At 37.9% G+C, this 15,451-nt stretch carries 12 protein-coding genes; 2 read left to right on the top strand and 10 right to left on the bottom strand.

All coding sequences use genetic code 11. The features are described 5' to 3' along the window. Nucleotides 1-95: 95 nt before the first annotated feature. Nucleotides 96-3,614 (top strand): TraB/GumN family protein, encoded by a 3,519-nt coding sequence (locus ABXZ36_RS03200; protein ID WP_354614023.1) that lies wholly within the window; start codon nt 96-98, stop codon nt 3,612-3,614. 13 nt (nt 3,615-3,627) lie between these two features. After that, the gene (locus ABXZ36_RS03195; RefSeq protein ID WP_354614021.1) at nt 3,628-4,473 is read left to right on the top strand and encodes an N-acetylmuramoyl-L-alanine amidase-like domain-containing protein; all 846 of its coding nucleotides are present in this window, start codon (nt 3,628-3,630) and stop codon (nt 4,471-4,473) included. 198 nt (nt 4,474-4,671) lie between these two features. On the opposite strand, the gene ABXZ36_RS03190 is transcribed toward ABXZ36_RS03195, so the two are convergent. The 10 genes from ABXZ36_RS03190 to ABXZ36_RS03145 form a co-directional block, all read right to left on the bottom strand. Continuing rightward, a complete protein-coding gene (locus ABXZ36_RS03190; protein ID WP_354614020.1) occupies nt 4,672-5,073 on the bottom strand; it encodes a hypothetical protein in 402 nt (133 codons plus the stop codon). A 127-nt stretch (nt 5,074-5,200) separates the two neighbouring features. Beyond that, nucleotides 5,201-5,875 carry a M24 family metallopeptidase gene (locus ABXZ36_RS03185; RefSeq protein ID WP_354614018.1) on the bottom strand — a complete coding sequence of 225 codons (675 nt, stop codon included), beginning with the start codon at nt 5,873-5,875 and terminating at the stop codon, nt 5,201-5,203. Nucleotides 5,876-5,883: 8 nt separating this feature from the next. Beyond that, complete coding sequence (locus ABXZ36_RS03180; protein WP_354614017.1) at nt 5,884-7,320, bottom strand: pyridoxal phosphate-dependent decarboxylase family protein; 1,437 nt, start codon at nt 7,318-7,320, stop codon at nt 5,884-5,886. Nucleotides 7,321-7,528: 208 nt separating this feature from the next. Beyond that, on the bottom strand, nt 7,529-8,683 hold the full coding sequence (solA, locus tag ABXZ36_RS03175; RefSeq protein ID WP_354614016.1) for an N-methyl-L-tryptophan oxidase: 1,155 nt from the start codon (nt 8,681-8,683) through the stop codon (nt 7,529-7,531). A gap of 36 nt (nt 8,684-8,719) precedes the next feature. Continuing rightward, nucleotides 8,720-9,760 (bottom strand): zinc-dependent alcohol dehydrogenase family protein, encoded by a 1,041-nt coding sequence (locus ABXZ36_RS03170; protein ID WP_354614015.1) that lies wholly within the window; start codon nt 9,758-9,760, stop codon nt 8,720-8,722. 88 nt (nt 9,761-9,848) lie between these two features. After that, the gene (locus ABXZ36_RS03165; protein ID WP_354614014.1) at nt 9,849-10,976 is read right to left on the bottom strand and encodes an aminotransferase class I/II-fold pyridoxal phosphate-dependent enzyme; all 1,128 of its coding nucleotides are present in this window, start codon (nt 10,974-10,976) and stop codon (nt 9,849-9,851) included. A gap of 89 nt (nt 10,977-11,065) precedes the next feature. Continuing rightward, on the bottom strand, nt 11,066-12,151 hold the full coding sequence (locus ABXZ36_RS03160; RefSeq protein WP_354614013.1) for a flavin monoamine oxidase family protein: 1,086 nt from the start codon (nt 12,149-12,151) through the stop codon (nt 11,066-11,068). Between the two features lie 141 nt (nt 12,152-12,292). Next, complete coding sequence (locus ABXZ36_RS03155) at nt 12,293-13,477, bottom strand: transglutaminase domain-containing protein (RefSeq protein ID WP_354614012.1); 1,185 nt, start codon at nt 13,475-13,477, stop codon at nt 12,293-12,295. Between the two features lie 211 nt (nt 13,478-13,688). Continuing rightward, on the bottom strand, nt 13,689-14,135 hold the full coding sequence (locus ABXZ36_RS03150; protein WP_354614011.1) for a hypothetical protein: 447 nt from the start codon (nt 14,133-14,135) through the stop codon (nt 13,689-13,691). Nucleotides 14,136-14,508: 373 nt separating this feature from the next. Beyond that, on the bottom strand, nt 14,509-15,399 hold the full coding sequence (locus ABXZ36_RS03145; protein WP_354614010.1) for a helix-turn-helix transcriptional regulator: 891 nt from the start codon (nt 15,397-15,399) through the stop codon (nt 14,509-14,511). Nucleotides 15,400-15,451: the final 52 nt, after the last annotated feature.

Raw genomic sequence — 15,451 nt, 5'->3', positions numbered from 1 at the left:
AAAATACCTTCATGACAAAGAAAACGTTAATTAACCAATAACTTTTTATTTCTATGTTTTTTTGAAGCATTTTTAATCCCTATTAAGAGATCCCTATGCGCTTTTTCATGGCCTTGGCCATCACATTTATTACTACGGGTTCTGTTGCCCAAGAAAAAAACAGCTTGCTTTGGGAAATCTCAGGAAACGGATTAGAGCAGAGCTCGTACCTCTATGGTACAATGCATGTAAGCAAAAAAATTGCGTTCCGTTTAGATGATGTATTTTATGAGGCCTTAGAAAAAAGTAATATTATCGCCCTAGAATCCGACCCAGATACATGGTTAGATGATGAGGAAAGTTTGGAAAATTCTGGATATGGTCGAGGTTCGACTTTTCCTGCAAAAGGATTCTACATCTATCCATTCCTAGTAAATAATCCTAAGAAAGAGGAGATCGCTGCTTTTTTAGCCTTTGAGGATAGGATAATCAATTCTATTTTATACCGTTCTGATGGCTTCTCTGGCAACTTTGAGGAGGAAACCTACCTAGACCTATTTATTTATCAAGCCGGAAAAAAATCAAACAAACCTATACTAGCCTTGGAAGATTTAGGGGAATCTTCCGCCTTGGTTGGCAGGGCTAATTTAAATGCTTTAAAGGCCAAACCTGATGAATGGCTAAAGAAAATAATTCAACAGCAAGATCCAGTTACCTTGATGCAGGATGCCTATAGAGCACGAAACATTAATCTTATAGACAGTATCAACCAAGGGATTTACAGTAGGTACTACTTAAAAAATATGCTCTACGTGCGCAACTACCAAATGGTTCAACGTTTAGATACTATAATGAAGAAGGACAAAGTTTTCGCTGGTATTGGAGCTGCTCATTTACCAGGAATTAACGGAGTTATTGCTTTATTGCGCAGTAAAGGATACCTAGTTAAGCCCCTAAGCTCTAAAATAAGTGGTGCTGGTAGACGTATAAAGGAGCGGCTTGAAAAACAGGTCAAGGTGAACACCTACAAGGAAACTGCGCCTGATGATGGTTTGTTTTCCCTTTTATTGCCCAGCAAACTTTACCCCATCTCGGAGGTGACCAATACCACATATATAGCACCCGACTTAGCTAATGGGAGCTATTTCATGGTGAATCGTATACCCACATTTTCTTTTTTAAAGAAAGATGCCTTGTATTCCATTGAGGATATTGACAAGTTTCTTTTTGAAAATATTCCAGGAAAAATCATTGAAAAAAAAAGACTGAACAAAGACGGATATTTTGGACTAGACATAAAAAATGAATTGAAAAATGGGGACCACCAACGATATCAAATTTATATTACCCCTTTAGAAATTCTAATATTCAAAATGGGGGGACAGGGCAATTATGTTACTCAATATTCTGACACCATTTTTAATAGTATAAATTTTAAAAAGATTAACAAACAAAAAGAACTAGTCACTTCCGGTTTTAAGGATTTTGAGATTAAGATGCCTTCCTTCTACACTTTTCCAAATCAATTCCGAAATGGAACACGATCTATTGAAGGCTATGACGAAAATACAGGAAGCTACTTCTTTCTTAAAAAAGCCAATTTGAATGATTTTAATTTTATAGAAGAGGACACCTTTGAATTGAAACAGGTACAAAAACGCTTTTACCAAGATCTACATTTGGAACCCTCCTATGGCGCATTCGATCAAAAATCTTTAGCATCAGAAGCCAGTTTTGAAGCCAATCAAAAATTATATTTAAAGACTGTAATCCAAGGAAGCGATTACTTTTTATTGGGGGCATTATCAAAAAACAAGGCAGAAGCCAACGCCTACTTTGACTCATTTTCAATACAACCACCCTTGTACAAAGAGCCCTTTGAAAAAGTAAAGGACACGGCCCTTTATTTTACAACAGTGACCAACATTGCTCCGCCAAAATTTGTAGAAAACAGCAACAATTACTACACAGGCAAAAACAAGCCAAAGCCTTTTAGTCCTTATGTAAAGAAAACACAATACCAAAACAAGAACAATGAAACTATTACCGTTGAAGTAAGTAAGGCGCATGATTTTTTAATGTTCCCAAATATTGATTCTGTTTGGGCTCTCCGTAAAAAGCTCTATTCTAATGGTAAGTTTGCCATCTATGATGAAAAGATATCCATTTCTCCCACAGGATATCAAGAACTAAATCTTACCTTAGGAGATACCGCTAGTTCAACGAGAATTTTAATAAAAAACATATCAAAAGGGGGACTACTTTATGAGCTTAAAACAAACTTGGATACCCTTGGCGCCCCGAGTCGTTATATAACGGAGTTCTATACTAATTTTCAACCTACAGATACCCTTATTGGTAGAGATCTCATGGAGGATAAAGTCCCAGACTTTTTCAGGGCACTGAGAGAAAAAGATAGTATCAGTACAGATGGCATCCGTTTTCTGCTATTTTCGAACAAGCATTTAGATTCTCTTATGTATTACATTTCAGAATTTAATTTTAAGGAAGATCAAAAAAATATACAGGCTACCTTGATCCAAAAAATGGGTGAAATAGACGACCCAGCTATTTTTCCATTCTTTAGAGACCTCTACGTAAACTCCTACAACAACTCTAATGCCCAAACCAAAATATTGCAGGCAATTTCTAAAAGAGGAGACGATTACTCCACGGAGCTTCTATTAGAACTAATGTCCAAAGACTTGCCCTTAGTTTCCAATAAACTGGAAATCTATACCATATTTAAACCCTATATGGAGAACCTTGAACTGGCAAAAAAATTATATCCTCAAATTTTGGACTATAGTACTATTGAAGAATATAATGGACCCATATTTTCCGTTTTAGCCGATCTATTAACCCAAGGGTTTATAAAGTCTAAAAGCTATAAAAAATACAGGATGCAAATTTTAAATGATGCCAAATTACAGCTTAAAAGGCACTTGGGACAATGGGTCTCTCCAGATAGTCAAAAGCGATTTTTTAGTAATACCCAAATTCAGAACACGAATATTTTGGAAGACTATGAAATACTGCTTTACCCATTTATAAAAGACAAAGAGGTACAGCAATTTTTTAATCGTCTCTTACTCAGTAGCGATCCAAAAATAAGAACCACCTATGTTGCCTTATTAGCGAAGGACAATAAAAACATACCCTTTGGAATGATTGACTCCTTAGCTACTGATATAAACAGCAGATCTCTCTTGTTCAAGAAGCTAAAAAATTTAGGCAAACTCTTTCTCTTCCCTTTAAAATTAAGGACACAACAACAGCTGGCAGAAGCTTCATTTTTTGATCAAGAACAATATGATGAAACGCAAAATAAAATACTATTTATCACCCAAAGACCAATAGCATATAGAGATTCAGAATATACAGGTTATTATTTTAAATTGCGGAATAATCAAGATTATGACGATGGATATAAAATGTACTTAGTGGTATATAAAAATACAGATGACCTTCATACGATTCCTTTTTATAAGAGCCAAGGGATCCGCATTGAGGATACCGACACAGACAAGGAGCTAATAGAATTAGTTACCGAAGAGTTTATGTTGAAAGATAGGCAACGTGCCGTTGTTTACCGACCCTATCAATTTAGTACCTTTAATCAGTTTGGATTTTAAAATCAAAAGCCCAATGAAAAAATCACTTCTTATAACAACCTTCATTCTTTTGATCCAACCCATTTTAGCTCAAGAAGTGGTTTGTTCCCAAAAGGACAAGGTAGCTTTTGAAAATAAAATTACGGCACTGCAGCAACTTAAAGAACAGCCCACTTATGGCGCCCTTTTAATTGCTGTTGGTAAAACGTTCTTTGGCATCCCCTATGTAGCCAAAACTTTGGAAATTGGAACAACTGAAGCCTTGGTGGTTAATCTGCAAGGATTGGATTGTACCACTTATGTGGAAAATGTACTGGCCTTTGGCACTATGGTCAGGAACCAAAAAACCGACTTTGACACCTACACCAAGACATTGGAAGAGATTAGATACTTAGATGGTAAGCTGGATGGATATCCGTCTCGACTCCATTACTTTTCCCAATGGATCAAAAACAACGAAAAGAAAGGTTTGGTCAAAGATATAACAAAGGATATAGGAGGTATTACCCTGGATAAAGAAATCAATTTTATGGGAACCCACAGGGAACTCTATCCTTTTTTAAAAAACAATCAAAATTTTGAAAAAATAAAGCAAACAGAACAGGAACTCAACGGCCAAACTATCTGTATTTTACAACAGGACCGTATAGCAGCAAATGAACATCTTATACAATCCGGAGATATCATCGCGTTGACCACTTCCATAAAAGGATTAGATATTACCCATACCGGCTTTGCCACCAGGGGAGCAGATGGGCGTATTCATTTATTACATGCCTCTACAGGATCTATGGAGGTAGAGGTCTCAGATGTTCCTTTGATAGATTATCTTAAAAAGATTAAAAGCAATACGGGCATTATGATAGCCAGGCCGCTATAAAAAGGAAGTCATTGCAGAATCGTTATACAAACCACCTAGTTTATTATTGGCAAATTATTTGAATATTCTTTACGTAATGGCGCAGGTTAGCGATGCTCTTTGTTTTACATCCTTAACAATTGTCTCCAGTTCGATTTTAGTATGAACCAAAACCAACCAAGTGTTCGGTTTGGTAAATAGTAATCCATTTTACAAGTACTACCCTTTCTTAACAAAGATTTCATGTAGCTTTTTCTGGTCTTCCGGAAACACCTCATGTAAATTGATCTCAATTAGGGAACCATCGGTCAAAGTGATGAACAGCATATCCTTTTTAAGTACTGCCCCTCCAATTTGATTGAACCTTAGGGTTTTTCCAAATCGCGTTTTAATCTTATAGACAATTCCCTTTTTATTCCATTCTACATAATTTTTATACCAGAACATTTTACTGAAGTGGAGGCCAAAAAATAAATACCCTATTACAGTGGAAGTGGTGGTCCATAGGCTCCCTTCCCCTAGATAATTTTTATAAAATCCGATCAAGATTAGGAGTAGCCCAATCAATAGTAGAATAATCGATTGAAATCGATTTAACTTATTAAAATGGATATGCTTCATGTTATTTTTTTCATTTAAATAATTACGTTTTATAAAAGTATAAGCCCATAGCCCAAAACTGTAGATCCCATACCTATTAAGGCACGGTTAAATTTTGCAAACACAAAGACCAATCTAAAACTTTATATTAGGTAAGTAGTTGCTCATAAAAACTCCCTATTTCCTTTTCCCTATCCACAAAATGAATTTCCAAAATCCACTCCCTTTTATTGCCCTTGGTATCAGGTGATAGCATATTTTGATAGTTCTTGGGATGCACATAGTTGGTTTTTATCTCCTTCTCCAATTTCTCATGCGGAAAATGGCCAACTAAATGTCCGGCTATTTCCCCTCCGTATTGCCATCCATATTTCTGGGCAATATCCACTACATAGGCATAAAATTCCGCTCCGGTTATTTCCTTTTGGGTATCAAAATAAGCCTTGCATTCTGCCCATGCTAAAGCGGTATCCTTTTTGATCTTATGTTTTAAAGGATCATTACCCAAGACGTAAGTTCGTCCAAAATCTGCCTCCCATTCATCAAAAATCGGCCCAAAATCTATAAAAAGTATATCGTCCTCTTGTAAAGTAAGGTCATCGGGGTTTTCATCATAAGGCTTTAAGGTGTTCTTACCAGCCCTAACAATCCTCTTATGCCAATACTTTTCTATCCCATAGAGCTCAAAAGCCAGGTTAAAAATATCGCTATTCAGTTCTTTTTCTGTTTTTCCAGGCTGCATGAGCCCTCTATTTTCAATTTCATCGAACAAGGCCTCTGCCTTCCGTTCCGCTTTTATTAAATTTTGCTTTGCTACGTTCATTGGTACATCTATTCTATTTTCTTGTTCATTGCTATTTCTTCAGCTACCTTTTGTATAGTTTCCCATGCCTTTTCCACATGAGATTTTGCGACATTGGTCTGCCCTATGGACATGCGCAAAGTATATATGCCATTGATCTTGGTGTGCGTCAAATAGAGCTTACCCATAGCATTTAGGTGCTGTAACAGTTGCTCATTAATAGTATTAATCGCATCCTCATCTTCAATTTCATATGGTCTGTATCGGAAACAGATCAGATTCATACTGCGGGGAACTACAAGTTCAAAAGAAGAATTCTTATCAATTTCAGTTTCTAGCCACATAGCCAGATCTATATGAAGTCGCAATAGTTTTTGTAATCCCTCCATGCCATAATGCCGCATCACAAACCACAATTTTAGTGACCTAAAACGTCTTCCCAATGGAATACCCCAATCACAATAATTGTTCACCAGACCATCCGATGCCGTTTTGAGGTATTCTGGCAAGATGGAAAAAGTATTCAAAAGTACCTTCTTATCCTTTACAAAATAGGCCGTGCAGTCAAAATTGGTGAACAACCATTTGTGGGGGTTGAATACAAAACTATCCGCTTTTTCAATACCTTTCATTAGCCCTTGATATTCTGGCAATAAAAAGGCAGCACCGGCATAAGCAGCATCCACGTGCAACCAAATTCCATGCTTTTCTGCGATTCTCCCTATAGCTTCCAAGGGATCCATGGCCATGGTTCCTGTGGTCCCTAAAGCAGCTACAATGCACAAGGGATGATAACCTTCTTCTATATCCTTTTCTATTTGCTCCTGTAGCAGGCCCGATCGCATTTCCAATAAATCATTCGTGGGAATTTTGATTACATTCTTCTTCCCAACACCAGCTATTTTAGCTCCCTTTTCTATAGAGGAATGGGTTTGGTCCGAGCAATATACCCTCAACTTGGTAAATCCTTCAAAACCATTTTCATTGACTTGGTAATCGGATAGACGTTCTCTAGCTGTTAGTATAGCCGATAGGGTAGCCATGGAAGCCGAATCCTGTATGACTCCGGCCCATTCGTTCGGAATTCCAATACCATCCCTTAACCATTCCATCATTTTCTCCTCCAATTCCGTAGCTACTGGAGAGGTTTCCCATTTCATGCCCTGCACCCCCAAAGTGGCGGTGAGCATTTCTGCCAAGATGGAAGGCGGACTGGTATTCGCCTGGAAGTAGGCAAAAAAATTGGGGTTCTGCCAATGGGTAATTCCTGGGAGTACTACCTCCTTAAAGTCTTTGAAAATAGCCTCCATTTCTTGACCATGATCTGGGATACTGGATTCTATCTGGTTGTATATGGTTTTGGGAGCGACTTGTGATTTTACGGGATAGTCCTCCACATGTTCCATATAATCTGCCATCCATTCTACCATCAGATGGGCTTGTTTTCGAAATTCGTCTGGATTCATAATTTAATTTAATGCTCTATTAAAATTTGAGGAAATATCGCTGAGAGTTTAAAGACATGCTAAAATAGGGACTAAAAAGAACAATTAAAAGCTACATACCTATAAGAAATATTGGCAGAAAAACTAATGCCTTTTTTAGAAGTTTCATGGGATTAGTTGGGGATCAGCAAACCAATTCCTTGGCTCTCATATCTAAAGTAGGTTTCAATTACAAAAACCGATTAGAGGATAAAAATCCAATAGGGTGTTTTGTTTTACCTTCAAGGCTAAGATCTGCCAAAATCTCCCCTACTAAGGGCGCTAGCTTAAATCCGTGACCACTAAACCCGCAAGCTATACTAACATTTTGGTAGTCCTTATGATTTTCCAAAATGAAATCTCCGTCTTCTGTATAGGTATAGATACAGCTTTTCGTGGACAAGACCGACTCATACCCATCGGGAATGTAGCTGTGCATAAATTCTTTGATCAGCTTCGATTCCTTTTCATGATCAAAATTGTGCAATGTATAAGGATCAATGACCTCCCCAGGATAATGATAGCCAACTTTTATTCCCATTTTACTATTCATATCCCCAGTAGAAAGCAAGGGAAAGCCATAAAACGCTCCTGGTAGTTCTGGAGTGGTATATAAGAAACAAGGAAATTTTTCACTGGTAAACAGCGACGGCTTTTTAGGTTGAAACCAACAAGTTACCTGTCTACGGGGTACCAATTGATTTTTTCCCTTAGGAAATAGGTTGTTCGTAAATCCGCCCGCAGTAAAAATAATTTTATCAGCGATATAGGTAGCGGTTTTAGTCCTAACGCTCACGACATTTTCAGTATCACTCCAAGCTTCCACCAATTGATTTTCCAAAATGGTAGCGCCTTCATTTATTGCCAATTTGGTATAAAGCTTTATAATTTGTTCCGGGACCACATACCCTGCATCTGGTTCAAAAAGATATTCATAATTTTTTGTCAGCTTAAAGCTTGGGAATTTTTTTAAACACTCTGATTCATTTAGATTATTTATGGTGATATTATATTTCTGAGCGGATAACTTAACCCCTTCTAGCAAATTATTCTGGTTAGGTCCTGTATAGAACAAGCCTGTTTTATGAAATAGTTTTTGGCCTGTAATTTCTTCCAATTCCTCCCATAAGGCATACGCTGTGTCTAACAAAGGGACATAATCCGGGTTTTCAAAATAGGCCTTTCGCACCATCCTGCTCTGTCCGGCATGGGATCCGTTTTCATGTACAATTGTAAACTGTTCCAAACCGAGTACCTTTACCCCTCTCTTGGCCAAATTATAACAGGTTGGCGCTCCCATGGAACCTATCCCTACGACTATTACATCATAATGCTGACTGGACATAAAACTTCGTTTTAATTTTTTCTTTGATTTTATCGATTAAAATGAATTGATCACCAACACCCCCTTATGCTGAAACGTGTTCATATTGGGTAAGGCGATGGTCGCCTCTTGAAGCGTAATGATTCTTTCTATGAGTTTTTCGGGATGCAATTTCCCGTTTTTGATCATGTCCAACATTTCAGGATATTTAAAAGCCTGCATGCCATGACTGCCTATTATCTCTAGCTCATTGGCCAATACCTTATCCATGGGTACTTTTGGGTGTTGATGGTTCCCCGTCATTAGTCCAACCTGTATGTGCTTCCCTCTTTTTCTCAGATTGGCAATGGAATTAAAGCAAGTGGCCTGACTTCCAAGGGCATCCATGGAGACATGAGCGCCTCCCTTGGTGAGGGCTTTGATCTCCCCGACCACATCAGCACTCTTGGCTGCATTGACCGTGGCCATAGCCCCCATTTGTTTTGCAAAATCTAAGGTATCCTCATTAATATCCACGGCAATCACCTGTGCTCCTAAAGCGTTGGCAATCATTATGGCAGAGAGTCCAACCCCACCACAACCATGAATCACCACATACTGACCCCCAGTTACCTTTCCTTGTTCCACTATGGCCCTGAAGGAGGTGATAAACCGACAACCTAGGGTAGCTGCTGTTACATCAGTGATCTCTTCTGGTAGTAGTACCAAGTTTGTGTCTGCATAATCTAAGGCTACGTATTCTGCAAACGAACCCCAATGTGTAAACCCAGGCTGAGATTGATGATCGCATACCTGGTGGTTCCCAGAAATGCACTGGCCACAAGTACCACACCCACAAACAAAAGGAACAGTGACACGGTCACCCACCTTAAAATTGCGAACATTTTTACCAATAGCGGCTATTGTTCCTGCCAATTCATGACCTGGGACATGGGGCAATATGATATCCGAGTCGTGTCCCATCCAACCATGCCAATCGCTGCGACAAAGTCCTGTAGCTTTCACTTTAATTACAACTCCATGTTCATTTGGTGTAGGATCTGCAACATTTTGTACGCTAATAAGACCTTGGAACTTCTCAAAAATTGCTGCTCGCATTGTTCATTTCTTAAAATTAATATTCTAATGCCATTTTGCCCAGAACTCTATTCAAAAAAGTTCCTGTAAATAGTTGCCCTTTTAACTATTACATGATAAGGCTATCCCTTTTGGTTTTTAGATATGCCCCAAAAACGTCCAATACTTCAGGCAAATTCTTTCTTCCAAATCCCACCCTAATATATTTCCCCGGATATTCGAACATTTCTGCAGGCACCGTCATTATCCCCGTTGCTTCCACCAATTGGTTGCTAAAATCCAAAGAGGATGTTTTAATGTTCAGTTTTACAAAAGAAATGGATCCTGCTTTTGGGGGAATAAAGGAGGAGATGATATCATGTTCTGCAACAAACTTGGTAAATACAGACATATTCCTTTTGATTTTTTCAATATTGGGTAGTAGGAACTTGTCCATATGGTTCAAGGCGATGATGGATAATATTTCAGAAGGTGTGCTATTACAAATACTCAGATAATCCTTGAACGCAATTACTTTTTGAAGAAAATTAGTGTCTTGGGAAACAAGCCATCCGATACGCAGACCAGCTAATCCAAAAGATTTAGAGGTCCCCCACAGACTTATCCCTTTTTCATATAGATCACAAATAGGAGGCAACTCGGGAACATCACTGATGATAAGTTTACGATACATTTCATCTGAGAAGATATAAATGTCATGCTTTCTTGCCAAAGCAATCATTTCATTCAATTGAGCGGGCGAAATATAGCTTCCCGTTGGGTTGTGCGGAAAATTCAAGATGATCAACTTGGTGTTTTTCTGAATCAACTTTTCCAGATCATCAGTATCAAACTCCCAATTTTCTGGATTGGGCTGCCAATAGGAAAGTTCGCAGTTAAGGGATTTCACCACCTCGTATAAGGATTGGTAACAAGGCGAAACCGTGATCACATGATCTGATGCTCCCAAGAGCACGTTCATGCTAATGAAATTAAGCTCCCCGGGAGTGGCTACAATCACATTTTCAAGGCTCTTTATAGTATAATGTTGCAAAATAGCCTCTCGCAATATAGAATTTCCCTCGCTTTCGGAATATCCCAGCGTTATTCCTTCCCAAAGATCGAGCTCCTGCTTTGTTGCCTGATCCAATACATATTTCATTTCATACCCATCGCAATCGGAACTAGAAAGCATATATTTTGCCGTAAACTCGTGTTTCCCAAAATAGCGTTCCAATTTAAAATCATTAATCTTCATTCCTCTATTTTTAGTTGGGTTTTACCCTAAAATATAAGGTTCAAGATAAGAAACTTTACCCATCTACAACTTGTGCGATTTTAAGAATGTTATACCAATTGGCCAAGCAACCCTTTTGACTTCAACGTAGTATACAAATAGTTTGCACTATGCACCGCTCCTTCCATATAACCACCATTTATAGGGCTCGTTTCCGTACCCACTAAAAACAACGTATTATCCAAATATCCCTTTTGATAAACTGCATTACCATTGTTTTGATGTGGTAAGATGTAGCCAGAAGCCTCAGTAGCTGTATAGGGTTCATTTTTCCAAACTAGCTCCTCATAGTTTAGGAAATCCTTTACCTGATTGCCGAAATATTTTTCCAATTGGTCTAGAACCAGTTGTAATCGCTCTTCTTTGGAAATAGCAAAATAAGCTCCGTTAAAAAACCCTTTTAAGGCAAATAGAGAATCTTCCACATTGCTATGGTCATACATTTCAGAAATGGGTCCGGCATTACTGAAGATGGTGCCACTCAACTGTTTTTGATCCCAGAATTTTTCTTTGTACGAGAGCGCAACTTTGATGGAATCTCCCATCCAGGTATGGGTTCTTTGGGCAATTTCCTTCAAATCATTGGGTAGCGATGGGCTTACTGTAAGGGTGTTTGCAAACAACAAAGGAGGTATTGTGGAAATCACCATTGACCCTACAAATTTATGGGTTTCCGATGTTGCCATAATTGCATTTCCTTCTTTTACAATGGATTGTACCACTTGAGAGGTATACATCTGTTTTTGGTCGATTTTAGAGGCCAGTTTTTCAATGATCTGTTGGGTTCCATGTTGTACTCTGTAGCTAGGGGTGTCCGACTTGGGAAGGCTTACCAACTGAAAGGGACTCGTAGAAAAGGCCTCGTATATGGCTGTATCCCCCATTTTCTGTTCAAAGATTTTTAATCCCAGTTCCTGGAGCAGTTCCAACAAAAGCGTGTGTTGTGGGCTTATCCATGTGGCCCCCATTTCTAAAGGTGGATTATTTGGGTTTTGTTTGGTGTATATTCTGCCCCCTAAACGCTCCCTCGCCTCTATGAGAACCACATTTATGTGGTGTTTTTTTAAATAATAAGCTAAGGTGAGTCCAGTTAATCCCGCACCAATAATTATAATATCTGTTTTTACTGTTTCCATAGTTGACTTTGCTACCTACAAACAATCAATTCCCTAATCATAGGATGATTGTTTTATCAGCAACGCAAGATAGAGATTCAGTGCACCGATTGACACAAAGGGTGTTCTTAAAAAAAAATTAAATGTTGCTGTGGCAAAAGACTAGTCCTTGTAAAATTCCAGGTTCTTTTTAATGGAAGGTTCCAATTTTAGGACGGTTTGCTCTAATTGGGAAATATAGTCGAGGAGCTTTTTTTTGTTGGTTTTGGTGTTCACTATTTGCTCTTTACGTTTCCCCGAATATTCCAAAGCCCAGATCTGAGACCTGGATATTTTTAAGAGCTCCTTTCCTTTGGTGATATGTTCCTGAGCATTATTGAGATATTCACTCATCTCCTGTTCTTCTCCATGGGCATTGCCTCGCTTCTTGTTAATGGCTCTGGAAAAGGAATTGTGATAGGCTACCGCCAAATTGATCTCATTTACTGCGGTTATAAGTTCTCCATTGAAGTTATTGAAACTTTCAAGCCAGCTATTGTACTTGTAATATTCTAACAACTCTTCATTGGCATTTATTTCTTCTTGAATGAGGGTGTTGGTCACCCCAGCCTTTTGAATCCTAGCAATGCTTTTTTCAATCCTATAAATTGTATCCAAAGCGATCATTGTTGCTATAGAATCACGAAACGTATAATTACCAACGCGACTCAGTTTTGAAAAATCCTCGATCATATACTCAGTATGGGTGATGGGATTGTTGTGAAACTGCCAAATAGGGTCAAAAGGCATATGGGTTTTTATAAATTCTTTTGGCTCTAGCAGAAAAAACTCGTCCTGAAACTCGTGTACATAGGTGCTTTTATCAAAATATCCTGCATCCCAAGTGGCATCTACCAAGTAATATTGGTTATTTATGACTACCCCAGTCCATGCATGGTTCAGTGGGTCTATGGTGGCACCTTCGGACTGGCGGGTATAACCAGAAATCACATAGGAGGTGATCCCAATAGCAGTGCACATGCGGTTAAAGAGTTGGGCATAATGTTCACAAACCCCTTTTCTGTTTTTTAGGGCCTCATCCGCAATATTCGTCTCTTCTGTATAAGTAATGGGATTATTGACCAAAGCCATATCGTATTGGATATTATGGGTCACCCAAATATAAATGGCCCTAACTTTCTCTTCTTTTTGTTTAAGATCCTTGGTGAGATAAAGTGCAATTTCATCTACAGTTTTTAATCCCTTGGACACCTTTTGGGAAGCGCTGTCTATTTCCTCAAAACCAGTTTGCCCGAAAAGAGAGACGACTGATAAAAGTAGTATTAAAAAGGAAAGTAATTTTGTCATTTTTGAAATGGCTTTATTCTTAATTAAGTAGCTATTAATCAATTTTCTTGCCAAGGAGTATTAAATGGCTATGTTAGTAACGGTTGATATAAGATTATTTGCATCTTTTAAGCACCTAGTTTAGCAACTACAAACCGAATAGAAAATCCGCGAGTCCCACTTAAGTAGGGTTGCACTAGGAATTAATTTTATACGGTATTACCAAATATTTTTAATTCAAGCACATAATTTTTCTTTCTGTCAGGTAGCTTTTAATTAAATTCCAATCGGTCATATTTTTAATATTATAAACTCGTCTTGTAGAGTTATCTTTCAACTTAAAGTCAATCAAAATTTCTCCAAAAATTTTTTTCATTTTTACTTCCTTAATTTCATCCAGTTCAATTTCCTTTTTATTTGTTCTGATAAAATTAGAATGATAAAACAATGCAGGAATCGAGATTAATAAAATTCCTGATATAATTCTCAAAATTATTTGAATCTCTCTTTCTGATATGATTCCAGAGTAAATTTGATAAATTCCAAAAAATAAAAATATGAAATGATAAATTTTAAAGATTCCTTTATTCACTCTACTACTTTTATCGTCAAATTCAACCGATTTCTCTTTTAGGTTTATTTCTCCGTTTGCGAATGATTTTAATTGTATGTTCTTCATCTATCTAGTATTTAGTAACACCGTATAAAGTTAACACTATTGCTATCAAAACAATTTACAATAAGGAACAATATAGAAAATAATACGATAGTACGCTTCCCAAATAGTAGAAAATAAATCTGCATGTTTTAGCCCAAAAATTGACACCACACATAGGAAGATAAATACAATAAAACACCATTTTAATACCCAAAAGCATTAATAAGGCACTATATAGGGTATAAATAGAGCCTTATTGATAACTAAATGGCATCAATAAAAATTAGTGAATAATTCAAATTATTAATTAAAAAGAGAGAATTCCTCCAAGAAGAGACAAATTCCACGTCCCCTTTTCAATTTCCAAAACCCAATACCAAAAGGCGCAAGCGCCCTAGCCATTGGCCAAAGACATCAGGTATTTTTTTGGGGTAGTGCTATACTTTTTCTTGAAGGCCGCTATAAAATGGCTAGCGGTACTGTACCCTACTTTGAGGCCTACCTCGTTTACATTGTGCATACCAGATTCCAACATCTTACGGGCATACTCCATCTTATAGTCGAACAAGAAACTGTAGACGCTGTCCCCATAAATCTGTTTGAACCCTTCCTTCAATTTTTTAAGGCTGAGTCCTATTTCTTCGGACAGTTCTGCCAAGGTGGGCGGTTCTGCCATTCTGGAAATCATAATCTCCTTGGCCTTGCGGATACGTTTAATGTTGTCCTCATCTACCAAGAACGGACATTGCTCCACATCGGCATCTTCGCTCCGGTTAAAGTAAAGGGCAATGAGTTCATAGATCTTGCCTTTTATATAGAGTTCCTTAATGGACCGGTGCAGATGATAATTCATGATCTGACTTAGAATAACGGCAATAGCTGGGGTCACCCCCTCTTGGGTATAATATTTCTTATCCTTGTTCTCCGCACTTAGAAACGGAATATAATTGGCCTCCTTGGAAAATAGGGAATGAAATTTACGGATGGTCATTACCACGGAAACTAACCAAGAGTTCGGGTTGAGTTCCAAGTTCAGGGGCAGGTCCATTTGCGTATTGTACAACAGTAGGGAGTTTTCCTCTGATACGTCCAAAGCATACCGCCCATCATTGAAAATGAATTTAACACTCCCCTTCAAACAGAAATGAAACTGTATGAAGGAACTATCTATCTGGCGCGTAACCTTCTCTATATGAGGGGCATCGTTCTGAATTTTAAGTACATAAAATCCGTCCTCAATAAATACTTCCTCAAAAGAACCTTCAGCGATATTTTTTGTTTCCATACTCCTTTTTCTACAAGATTAATCTATTTAGAAACGTTCTAAATTATTTTGG

Origin of the sequence: Sediminicola arcticus (assembly GCF_040566695.1) — a bacterium.
Lineage (GTDB): Bacteria > Bacteroidota > Bacteroidia > Flavobacteriales > Flavobacteriaceae > Sediminicola > Sediminicola arcticus.
The sequence above is the reverse complement of the archived record's forward strand: the minus strand, read 5'-3'. Positions and strand labels throughout refer to the sequence as shown.

Bases quoted from the DNA above. Each gene is read 5' to 3' on its own strand.
- ABXZ36_RS03170 (WP_354614015.1), bottom strand. From the start codon at position 9,760: ATGCGAGCAGCAATTTTTGAGAAGTTCCAAGGTCTTATTAGCGTACAA.
- ABXZ36_RS03165 (WP_354614014.1), bottom strand. From the start codon at position 10,976: ATGAAGATTAATGATTTTAAATTGGAACGCTATTTTGGGAAACACGAG.
- ABXZ36_RS03155 (WP_354614012.1), bottom strand. From the start codon at position 13,477: ATGACAAAATTACTTTCCTTTTTAATACTACTTTTATCAGTCGTCTCT.
- ABXZ36_RS03200 (WP_354614023.1), top strand. From the start codon at position 96: ATGCGCTTTTTCATGGCCTTGGCCATCACATTTATTACTACGGGTTCT.
- solA (WP_354614016.1), bottom strand. From the start codon at position 8,683: ATGTCCAGTCAGCATTATGATGTAATAGTCGTAGGGATAGGTTCCATG.
- ABXZ36_RS03195 (WP_354614021.1), top strand. From the start codon at position 3,628: ATGAAAAAATCACTTCTTATAACAACCTTCATTCTTTTGATCCAACCC.
- ABXZ36_RS03190 (WP_354614020.1), bottom strand. From the start codon at position 5,073: ATGAAGCATATCCATTTTAATAAGTTAAATCGATTTCAATCGATTATT.
- ABXZ36_RS03180 (WP_354614017.1), bottom strand. From the start codon at position 7,320: ATGAATCCAGACGAATTTCGAAAACAAGCCCATCTGATGGTAGAATGG.
- ABXZ36_RS03150 (WP_354614011.1), bottom strand. From the start codon at position 14,135: ATGAAGAACATACAATTAAAATCATTCGCAAACGGAGAAATAAACCTA.
- ABXZ36_RS03145 (WP_354614010.1), bottom strand. From the start codon at position 15,399: ATGGAAACAAAAAATATCGCTGAAGGTTCTTTTGAGGAAGTATTTATT.
- ABXZ36_RS03185 (WP_354614018.1), bottom strand. From the start codon at position 5,875: ATGAACGTAGCAAAGCAAAATTTAATAAAAGCGGAACGGAAGGCAGAG.
- ABXZ36_RS03160 (WP_354614013.1), bottom strand. From the start codon at position 12,151: ATGGAAACAGTAAAAACAGATATTATAATTATTGGTGCGGGATTAACT.